We start from the raw sequence: 10,818 nt of genomic DNA, 5'->3' as shown, positions 1-10,818 counted from the left end.
TGGTTTCGCCTCGAACAATGGAATGACGAAGTGATGAAAGAACGAAGTGTCTGGTCCCGGGGGCTCAAGCGGATCTTTGACTTTGTAATTTCCCTCATTGCATTCGTGGTTTTTCTTCCCGTCATTGCCATTTGCGCCATTGCCGTCCGGGTTTCTTCTCGGGGGCCGGCGTTCTTCTGCCAGCAGCGGCTGGGACACCGGGGGCGCGTGTTTACGCTCATCAAACTCCGGACGATGGTGGCCGACGCGGAACGCGAGACTGGCCCCGTCTGGTCGGGAGCCGACGATCCGCGGGTTACGAAGCTCGGGCGCTTCCTGCGAGATACACACTTCGACGAATTGCCTCAATTGCTGAACGTTCTCAAGGGAGACATGAGCCTTGTCGGGCCCCGTCCCGAACGCCCGGAAATCGCCGTCGGCATCGAGCAGCGGATTCCGTTGTTCAGTCAGCGGCTCGATGTCCTCCCCGGCGTGACCGGGCTGGCGCAGGCTCGTCTCCCTCCGGATTGCGACGAGGCGGGGCTGCAGCGCAAGCTGGCTCACGATCTGTTCTACATCAAGTACGGCAGCCTCGGGATGGATTTCTCGATTCTGCTGGCCACCGCAATGCAGTTTGTCAGCAGCATTGTTCGCGGAATAAGCAGCCTCTGGAGCCTGCCGACCAGGCAGCGCGTCGAACTGGAGTTTCTGCCGCTGATCAATCCTGACGCCGCGCATGACACATTCCTGTCGAACGGCGCTGAGTCCGACAGGCTTCATAAGTCGCCTCACTTCCAGCTCGCTCCGTCGGGCCAATGGTTTGCTCCGCTGTCCGGCGAGTCCGACGACAAGGACAAGGCCGGTTCGGAAGCCGTGCGGGCAAAGTCAAAGATGCAGACGGCTGGCCGTTGATCGGTTCGAGACCGTGAGGCTATCGGAATTGGCATCTCCGCTGCCGCCGCCTGCTTGACCTGATGAGAGGGGGCGGCTGTGGCCGCAATTGAGCGTATTCTACTGTACTCGCTCGTCGTCGTTGTCATCGCGGGCCTGCTCATCCCCGCCGGGGCTCCGCCGTCAGCGGTCGTTCCTTCGCGCGAAGTTCTGCCGGACGTCGCTGAGGCAGAGCGCTCGCCTGTTGCGGATTCGTCCGCGCCGAATGCCGCGCATGTGCCGGAACAACGCACAGCTTCGCCGGATGTCTCATCGCGCGGCTCGCTCACCATCTCCGATCTGGAAGGTCGCGCCCGAATTGAGATGTTTGTGGACGAACTGGGAGCGCCCCACATCGCGATGCGGGATGCAACCGGGCAGGACCGGCTGACGCTCACCCTCAGCGACTCCGGCGACGCAACGCTGGCTCTGGGAGGCGGCGTTCGAAACCTCCGGCTGACCGCTCGGGTCGACGGCTCGAACTCGATCCGCCTGCCGTCAGGCGACGGCGAAATCGTCGTCGAGTCCGACGCCGCCGGTCGAGGCGAATTCCGCCTGACGTCGCCGGGCAAGAGCGAAGTGGCCCTTCGCGCCGACTCCGATGGCTCGCTGCAGATGACCGCCGGTCCGCAGGGGGGCGGTCGAGGCGTGGAGATCGACTGGACCGCTGACGGGCAGGCGACGTTGTCTGTCCGGGGCGATCCGGCTCATCCCGGTCCGTTTCTCGTTGCCTATCCGGATGGACTCAGCGAAGTCTCTCTGCGCAGTCCCGAGGACCAGGCGGGGCCGGCCTTGATTCGCCTGCCGGACGGAGTCTCCATTCTTTCGGTCCGCGACGGAGCCGGAAACCCCGCCGCCAGCATGGTCTCCTCTCCGGACGGCAGCGCCGTCGTCGCGGCGCAAAGTTCGAGTGGCGCCACCCGTGCGGAACTGCGAGTTAATCCCGACGGAGTCCCCACGATCGGAATTGTCGACAAGCCGCCGGGGCCGGACGAACTTCCTCAGGCGCCGCCGCAGAAGAAGCCCCCTGCCAGACCGGTTCCGCCGCCGCGACGGGCGGCGATGCGCTGATCGCCATTCGCCAAAGATGAAACCGCCACTGTAGAACGCTGCCGCGCAGCGATGTCGGACGTGCCTCCGTTGAACGCCGGGCGAACTCTCACACGACTTGCAGCACTCGTCGGACTCCTGTGCATGGGCTGCGGAGGACCGCGCCCCGTCGAGCTGGTCCGTCAGCATGACTGGGCCGACCGGGGAGAATGGCTCAAGGTCGATACTCACATCCACACGAAGTTCTCGGACGGCGGCCATCTGCCGCTGGAAATCGCTAGTAAGGCCATCGAGCACGGCTGCGACGCGATCGCCATCACCGACCACGCGGACCGCAAGCTCAAGGCCGCGACTCCCGAGTATTTCGAAGCCATCGAAGCGGCCCGTCGGCAGTTCCCTCAACTCATCGTTCTCGCCGGCCTGGAATGGAATGTCCCCCCGGATCGAGGGCAGACCCACGCGGTGGTTCTCGTGCCTCCCGGTTCTGAGGAAGAGGGACTTCTCACGGAATTCAAGCAGCGTTTCGACGATTACGAACGCCCGCCCCTCTCCATCGACGACCGCCGCGCGGCGCTGGAGTTTCTGCGAGCGGCCGGCGCCGGTCGCGCCGCAGCGCCCCTGGTCAACCTGGAGCACCCCAGTCGGAAGACGAAGGACCTGCAGGAAACATTCGAGCTGCTGCGGGATTCCAGAAGCGCCGACAGCCCGCTGTTCGGATTCTCCGGCGCTCCCGGTCATCAATGGGACGGAACCGGCGCCTACGTCGCGAAATTTCGTCTGACGGACTACTGGGATCCGGTCGTTGCTGAAGTCGGAGGTGTCTGGGATCGACTCCTGGGACAGGGCGTCGACGTCTGGGGGGCAGCGACGCATAGCGACTTTCATCAGGTCCCGGGGGACTACTGGCCCGGGGAGTTCAATGAAACCTGGGTCCGGGTTCCCAGTCGGTCGCCCGAGGGGCTCCTGGCGGGACTTCGGGCGGGTACGTTCTTCGGCGCACACGGGCATATCGCTCGGAACGTCGACTTCGCCGTCGACATTGAAGGACTCGATCGGCCGGCTCGTCCGGGGGAGATTGCCGCAGCGCCGCCCGGCTCAACTCTGTCGTTTTCCGTCGCTCTGGAGATTCCCCCCCAAACATTCGACGGCAAACCCAACCGCATCGACCAGCTCGAACTGATCGAGATCGTCGGTGATCGAGCGGAAATCATCGAACGACTGGCCCCTTCCGGGGCCGGAACGTGGAAATTCCAGCCTCGTACGCTGGCCCGCGACGACATCGTTTATCGCCTTCGCGGGAGGCGCGTCGATCCGGCGGAGCCGGACCTCATGTTCTATACGAATCCCATTCGAGTTCTGTCCCGTCCCTTCGATCCGGACTTGCAGCCGCAGCCTGCCGACTGGTGGTCCCGAGGGCTGCAGTCGAACTGGCGGATGCTTGCGGCCCTGACGCTGATGGTCTTGCTGGTCATCGCCTTTGTGTCGCAGTTCCTGGTATCGCGCCGCCCGGCGATGGCCAGAGTCAAATCCCCCGCCTGGCCGAAGCCTGATCCAGTCCGACGAGATACGTGGAGCGCCGCCCCCCGGCCGCCGCCATTGCCGGCCGACAAATGGCTCCTGGCCGACGACTGGAGACGACGACACCGGCGCGTGTTGATCGCGGGCTATCTTGTCGCGGTCGCAGTCTTCACCGCCTGGACGGCATTCACGCTTCCGGTTCCCACGGAAATTCAGCGATTCGACGCGGACCTGCTGGCCCCGATGAATCGGACCTGGACGACTCTGAATGAAGACCTCCCGGTCATTCTCGGTCTGGTCGCTGCCCTGGGGCTGATGCCCTGGTGCCCGTGGATCGGGCTCGTCGTCTGCTGGACGACGACGTATGGCTGGCTCCGCTATTACTCGGCCTCCGAATCCCTGATGATGGCGCGGATTCCGGAACAGGTCGCCGCCGTTTCGTTTGGCGCCATGCTCCTGTTCGGCCGCATTTCCGAGCGGCGCCTGAAGTTGCTGCTGCACGAACCCGCGCTCTGGCTGTTCGCGGGCTGGGTGCTCGTCGCAACGCTGAGCGCAATGGTCGCCGTTCGAAATGGCGAAGCCTGGTTGCCGGAGCATCACCACCACATCGGCCGGATCTGGCTGCTGGGGCTGCTGGCAGGCTCGATGGTCTTCGTGTCGTGGACTCCGGGGCAGATCCGTGCGACGCTGCTCTGCCTCGCGACGGTGCTCCTGCTGCGGAAATATGACACCCCGCAACTGATCGGCGAGCACGATATCGCATGGCTGGCCGCCCTCGCCGCCGCCTGGTGCGCCGCGCAGGCGTTTGCCGAGAAACGCAGCGAGGGGCTCCTGGCGATGCTGCTGCTGTCGACGTTGTTCCTGAAGACCGTGTCATCGACCTCCAACCGCGGAGGAGCCATCGGCGTCGTGGCTGGCGTCTGCGTCCTGCTCCCCTTCGCCCGTCGAATGAGCTGGGCTCTGTGCGGGGCCGTTGTCTTCGCGGTTCTGGCGATCGGACTGGCCGATCGCTCCGGAATGGGGAACCGGGTCCGGGATACGTTGCAGAAGGGAAATTCCTGGGCCACGGTCGACTCCCGGCTCGAAATCTGGCAACAGGCGCTGGAGCGTTCGGACACGAAATCGCTGCTCGGCGTCGGACCGGGGCACAGTCCGGTGTTGCTGACGCGCGGACCTGAGGCCGGACGACGGATGCCGCTCCACAACAATCCACTGGCCGTCTGGGCCGAGACCGGCTGGATCGGGCTCGTCTGCTGGCAGGGTTTTATTGCTCTGGGAATGTGGCGGATGCTGGTCGCCGCGTCCACTTTCGATCGTACCGTCCACTGGGGCATGGCGGGTCTGTTTGCGGCGATTGCCGCCTGGTACGCGTCCGGCCTGGTTCTGACCCGCCACGACGAAACTCTTCCTCTTTCGTTGGTGCTGCTCGGCGTCATCTGGGCGATCGAACCGGTTGAAGACCGCGGAAACTCGATCCTGCGTTCGAACGGACGCGGCCTGAGCAGTCTCGGATGGCAGGCGCTACTCAGTTGGGGACTGTTTCTCGGAGCTGCAGTTTTGGCCGCTGCAGTGCTGCTTTACCCGTGGCAGTATCAGTCTGAAGTAAAATTCATCGACGCCGCCAGATTCCTGCTCGCACAACCCCTGTGGATTCCTGGGACGTCCCTGCTGCAGGCGCTGGGGCAGGGCCTGCTGTTCGTTCCGCTGGGGCTGGCGAGTTGCGTTGCGCTGCGGAACAGCTCCCGTGTATCAGTCGAACAGCCCCTCATCGCGATGGCCGCTGTGGTCCTCTGCGGAACCGCGACGGCCTCTATGACATTTGCACAAGCGTGGTTCACGCCGCTGCTCCCTTCGCTGCAGCCTCTCGTGCTGCGCACGGCAGGGAGCCTTTCGGGTATCGGCCTCTGGTGGCTGATCGGCGCGGCCGCAACCTTCCGCGACGAAATCGGCGTTGTCCCCGATCGTCCCGTGATCCGCAGGCTGTTTCTGCTGGCCGGCGTCGGGCTGGTTGTCGTCGCAATCTATGCCTCGTTTCTCCCGTTTCAGTTCCGTTCCACCAGCTTGAGCAGCGCCTGGCGCGAGTTGATGAGCTCGCTCGGACCGCACTCGCAGTTCCAGCGGAGCGATGTGGCGCTCAACGGCCTGATCACCGTACTCCTGGCCTTCTGCGGTATGGCCGCCCTCGGAACTCCGCGTTCGCTGGGGTGGGGCCGAGGACTGTCGGCCGCCGCTGCCATCGTTGCGGGTTGTCTGGGGTTCTCGATTCTGCTGGAACTTCTGCAGGCCTGGTTTCCTCCCCGCAACCCCGCGCTCAGCGATTGCCTGGCTCAGACGATTGGCGGCGCTCTGGGCGTGATCGTCTGGTTCCGGATCGGTGAGGAGACTCAGCAGAGACTTTACGACACTTTGGCCGGTCGCCAGTTCCGCCGCCCCTGGGACTGGGTTCTGTTCTGCTACACGCTGGCATACCTCGCCTGGCATTGGCTGCCGCTCGACGTCGCCGTATCTCCGTCCGATCTCCTTCAAAAACTCGCTTCCGGACAACTCGAACTGATTCCATTCACCAGCCCGCCGAACCGCGGGCTGGCGGGGTGGCTCGTCGGCGGAGCGGCGATGTGTGCGGCGCTCCCGGTGGGAGTGTGGACCGCGCTGGCCTGGCGCCGCGACGACCTTCGACCGCGAGACTGGGCGTGGGCCGTCCTGCTTGGGGCAACGCTGGCGACCCTGGCGTTCTTCGGTCAGTTAGTGATTCTGAGCGGGATCGCCAGCATCACGCGCTGGGGATTCGCGATTCTCGGGATCGCCGTCGGGGCCTGCTTGCCAGTGCTGGCGACCAGGAACGCCGGGGGCCGCGGAATGCCCGAAGTGCCGCGACCGTGGTATCGTCGTACGAACGTCTGGCTGATCGCGACGGCAGCGTGGACTGCCCTGCTGGGAGCAATTGCCTGGTTTCCCTGGAACGTGCTCGGCGATGATCCGTTGCTCTCCGTTCGATTTCGCCAGATCTTCGATCTTTCGTCCCTCGACGGTCAGACTGCAATCTCCCCTTCCCTGCTTGGATTCGGGTTGCTGGCGATCCCCTGGGGGGCGGCAGGTCGAATCCTGGCGCTCTCCGCCGCTGGCGCTCGCTCGCGGGTCTGGACGGTGGCGGTCGTCGCATGGATCGGGCTGGCGTCATTCTGGATCGAACTGGGGAAGTGCCTCGTCGCGGACCATCATGGAAGTCTTGCCGGCCTGCTGATCACGCTCGCCGGAGCCGGGCTTGGCATCTGGCTGGTGAATCTGATTGCGGAGCAGACTCGGATTCGCAACGATTGACGGAGCAATTGATGCTGGACGGCGAGATGGCGGAAATGACGATGGATTTGAGACGTCCAGTCAGCTTTGCGCGGTTCTGCGGTCTGGTCATGCTGGTCAGTCTGGAGATGGTCGCGTCGTGCGCCGCTGCGCCCCCCGACTGGGTCGCCCCCATGCGCGAAGTCCACGCCCGATATCGCGGCGTCTCCGGCTCCTGCGCCCACTTCGGCGACTCGCTGACTGAAACGCTGGCCTACTGGGCCCCGCTCAAGCTCAATCGCAAACGGGCCTCGCCGGAGTTTGAGCACGCCTACGAGGTCGCGTCTGCCAGGCTGGCCCTGGAGTGCTGGCGGGACTGGAAGGGGCCGCGGTTCGGCAACCGCAGCGGCGCCGGCATTGACTGGGCCGCCGAGAATATCGACGACTGGCTCAAACGACTGAACCCCGAGATTGCTGTGATCCTGTTCGGCACCAACGACCTGCCAGGTCGTTCGAACGCGGACTACGAGCAACGGCTCGAATCCGTCCTGCAGAAGTGCCTCGCCAATGGCACCGTCCCGATTTTGACGACCATCCCGCCGCGCCACGGATTCGATAAGCACGCAGAGGAAATGGCGGACGGACAGCGGCGGCTGGCGACGAAGTTGCGAATCCCGTTGATCGATCTCCACGGGGAAATCCTCCGTCGTCGGCCCGACGACTGGGATGGGAGTCGGCTTCCGCCCCTTCCTGGTCAGACGCGTCAGGACGGACACGACGTCCTGACACTGATCGCCGCGGATGGCGTCCACCTCAGCCATCCCGCCGGTTTTCGCGATGATTACTCGGAAGAGTCGCTGCAGAACAACGGCTACGCGCTCCGCAACGCCCTCACCTTGCTGGCGTATGCGGACGTTGTGCGGCGGGTGTGCGAGCGACAGGAGTTGCCGCCGCAGGCGGAGCCGCTGAAGTCCCCGTCCGCCCAGTCCATTCCGTCCGTCAAGGCCGTCGTCGACCGGCAGACTGCTCCCAGGGCCCCTGCCCCCGGCTCGTCCGTTCGCTCCACCGCTCTCCGATTCGGGACGCATTTCTCCAAACCCGATGCGCGCTTTCGGTCGGCCCCGCAACTGACCGAAGTGCCCCTGCCTCGGCTTGCCGGACCGCATGCCATCTGGGGCGCGACCGGCCGCGACGATGCCGGAAATCTGTATGTCGGCGTTTCGGCGCTGGGAGATTCCCGTTCCGCCGTTCTCGTGCAGTTGCCCGCCTCCGGCGGAGACGCCGCAATCCTCGGCTCAGTTATCGAACAACTGAACCTTTCCGGCTCGGTCCACGATCGCGAGTCCCAGGCGAAGATTCACAGCAAGATCTGCCAGGCGAACGATGGCGCCATCTACTTCACCTCGATGGACGAGGACGGCGAGAAAGATGACGGGTCGCAGCTCCCCATCTGGGGCAGCCATCTCTGGCGCATCCGGCCCGGTCAGCCCCGCTGGGAGCACGTGCTGAAGACGTCCGACGCGCTGATCGCGCTGGGGACCACGGGACGCTACGTCTATGCCCTCGGCTATTTCAACCACATGCTGTATCAGTTCGACACCGCGAAGGGGACGCATCGTTCGATGGCCGTCGGGTCGCACCGTGGTCACACTTCGCGCAACCTGCTGGTTGATTTCCGCGAACACGTCTACGTTCCTCGCGTCGAAAACATCGAAAACCCGGCGCCCGGCGATCGCGCGGTGACCTTCGTCAAGGAGCAGTCCGTCAAATCCTGGCTGGTCGAATTCGACACCGACCTCAAGGAGGTCGCCCGCTGGCCGCTCCCTGACTACAACCCGACGCACGACTCCAGCTCGCACGGCATCGTCGGCTTTGCCACGCTGCAATCGGGGCGGATTGTCTTTACGACGCACTCCGGCGCCCTCTGGTGCCTGACCCCCGCTCCGCACGGACCGGCCCTCCTGGAACGACTGGGCTGGTTCCATCCGGACGGCAGCTCGTATCCGTCGGCGATCTATTGCCCGACCGGATCGCGATTTGTCTGCGGCCTGACCAGGAGCGCCGACGGCCACGCCTGGGTCGTCCACGACCTGGAAAACTGGACCTCGCGCACAGTTCCCCTCGACTCAGAGAGCGACAAACTGCTGCGCGGCGCCACCTATGGCGTCTACGGCACGAACACGCTGGACGAGCAGGGACGCGGCTATCTGGTCGGCGCGGGAGACAAATGCCTCCTGCTCCGCTTCGAGTGGCCCTCCGCTCCGTGAGTCGCCGTCAAACCGGGGGCGCGTACCCGTGCGGCGACCGTTCCTGAATTCTGCTCAGCGTACTCGGCCCCCGCTCCGGATTCCCGCAGAATCACAATTTGCAGATGTCGGACTCGACCTCGGCATGTATCGTGGGAGACAACCGTGAACTCATAGGTGCGGAGTCCCCGATGTCTCCCTGTGACTGGCAAGCCGCGATCGACCGCGTCGTCCGGGACCTGCTGCAGTCCGCGGAAATCTCCGCCCCTCCCGTCGACGCCCTGCAACTGGCGGCCCGGCTGCACGTGACGGTCGCCATCGATCGCGGTCAGCCCGAGCGGGGACGACTGAAACGCGTCGGCGGCGCTCCGTCCATCTTTCTCCGGCCCGAAGACCGTCCGGAACGTCTTCAATGGGCCGCCGCCCACGAACTCGGCGAGTCCGTGGCCTGGCGCGTCTGCGAAGTTGCCGGCACGACCGGCCGCGACCTGCCTGCCGGTTGGCGTGAGGATCTGGCCAACGAGTTCGCTCAGCGGCTGCTCCTCCCGGCTCACTGGTTCGAAGCGGCATGTGCCGTGGAAGCGGATCTGCTGCGACTCAAGGAGCAGTTCGCGTCCGCCAGCCACGAGCTGATTGCGTGGCGGCTGCTCGCCCTCGACATTCCTACCGTCGTCACCCTCTGCGATCAGGGGCAAGTCGTCCGTCGGCGGGGCAATCGCAGCGCTCCGCCGTACGAACTGCTTCCCGAGGAACGGGACTGCCTTGACGCGGTCAGGCGCGATCGGGCACCCTGCGAAATCTGTGCGGATGGATTTCGCGTACAAGCCTGGCCCGTCTACGAGGGGGCCTGGAAACGGGAGATCGTCCGGACGTCGTGCACCGCTGATCTGATCGACTTCTGACCGCCCCGGATGACTTCGATGCCCGCAGCCGCTCCCCCTGACCTGGATCTTCCCCCCATCGTCGACACCCACCAGCACCTCTGGGACCTCGACCGCTTCACGCTCCCCTGGCATGCCGTCGAAGACGTGCCGCCGCTGCGCCGCAGCTTCGTGATGTCGGACTATCTGCAGGCGGTCGCAGGACTCAACGTCGTCAAGACCGTCTACATGGAAGTCGACGTCGCCCCCGAGCAGCGCGTCGCGGAAGCCGACTATGTCCTCGACCTCTGCGCCCAGCCGGAGAATCCGATGTGCGGCGCCGTCATCGCCGCACGTCCGGGCGCGCCCGAGTTCGAGTCGTACGTTCGACGCTACGCCGCCAATCCGTTCGTCAAAGGGGTCCGGCAGGTCTTGCATGTTCCGGCAACCCCTCCCGGGTTCTGTCTCAGTTCGGAGTTTGTCGAAGGCGTCCGCCTGCTCGGCGAACTTGGCCTTTCCTTCGACCTCTGCATGCGTCCCGGCGAACTGCACGACGCCGTCCGGCTGGTGGATGCCTGCCCGAACACGCGTTTTATTGTCGATCATTGCGGCAATCTGAGCGTCACCAGTCGGGATGCCGAATTGCGTGCTCGCTGGCAATCGGGACTGCAGGAACTCGCCGCCCGCTCGAATACCGTCTGCAAGATCTCCGGCATCGTCGTGACCGCCGAACCCGACTGGGCGCCCGCCGATCTGGCCCCGAATATAAACTTCGCGATGGACGCCTTCGGCGAGGACCGCATCCTGTTCGCCGGGGACTGGCCCGTCTGCACGCTCCGCTCAACGCTGGCCCGCTGGATCAGCGCCCTCGACGCCATCACTGGAGAGCGCTCGCGCGACTTCCGTCGGAAACTGTTTCACGACAACGCCGTGAGATTCTATGGCCTGTGAGTCGACCC

The 10,818-nt window shown here is 64.9% G+C and carries 6 protein-coding genes; all 6 read left to right on the top strand.

Annotated elements, in window-relative coordinates:
• Window positions 1–33 precede the first annotated feature (33 nt).
• The 6 genes from SH412_RS12720 (at window position 34) to SH412_RS12695 (ending at window position 10,810) form a co-directional block, all read left to right on the top strand.
• Window positions 34–891, top strand: coding sequence for a sugar transferase (locus tag SH412_RS12720; RefSeq protein ID WP_336523895.1), 858 nt, complete (start codon window positions 34–36; stop codon window positions 889–891).
• Window positions 892–969: 78 nt separating this feature from the next.
• On the top strand, window positions 970–1,980 hold the full coding sequence (locus tag SH412_RS12715) for a hypothetical protein (RefSeq protein WP_336523894.1): 1,011 nt from the start codon (window positions 970–972) through the stop codon (window positions 1,978–1,980).
• 123 nt (window positions 1,981–2,103) lie between these two features.
• Window positions 2,104–6,795, top strand: coding sequence for a VanZ family protein (locus tag SH412_RS12710; RefSeq protein ID WP_336523893.1), 4,692 nt, complete (start codon window positions 2,104–2,106; stop codon window positions 6,793–6,795).
• Between the two features lie 11 nt (window positions 6,796–6,806).
• The gene (locus tag SH412_RS12705) at window positions 6,807–9,020 is read left to right on the top strand and encodes a GDSL-type esterase/lipase family protein (protein ID WP_336523892.1); all 2,214 of its coding nucleotides are present in this window, start codon (window positions 6,807–6,809) and stop codon (window positions 9,018–9,020) included.
• Window positions 9,021–9,190: 170 nt separating this feature from the next.
• On the top strand, window positions 9,191–9,901 hold the full coding sequence (locus tag SH412_RS12700; protein WP_336523891.1) for an ImmA/IrrE family metallo-endopeptidase: 711 nt from the start codon (window positions 9,191–9,193) through the stop codon (window positions 9,899–9,901).
• 18 nt (window positions 9,902–9,919) lie between these two features.
• Window positions 9,920–10,810: an amidohydrolase family protein gene (locus SH412_RS12695; RefSeq protein ID WP_336523890.1), complete on the top strand. Its 891-nt coding sequence runs from the start codon at window positions 9,920–9,922 to the stop codon at window positions 10,808–10,810.
• The last annotated feature ends 8 nt before the right edge of the window (window positions 10,811–10,818 follow it).

Source organism: Planctellipticum variicoloris, assembly GCF_030622045.1.
In the GTDB taxonomy this organism is placed as follows: Bacteria; Planctomycetota; Planctomycetia; order Planctomycetales; family Planctomycetaceae; genus Planctellipticum; species Planctellipticum variicoloris.
The sequence above is the reverse complement of the archived record's forward strand: the minus strand, read 5'-3'. Positions and strand labels throughout refer to the sequence as shown.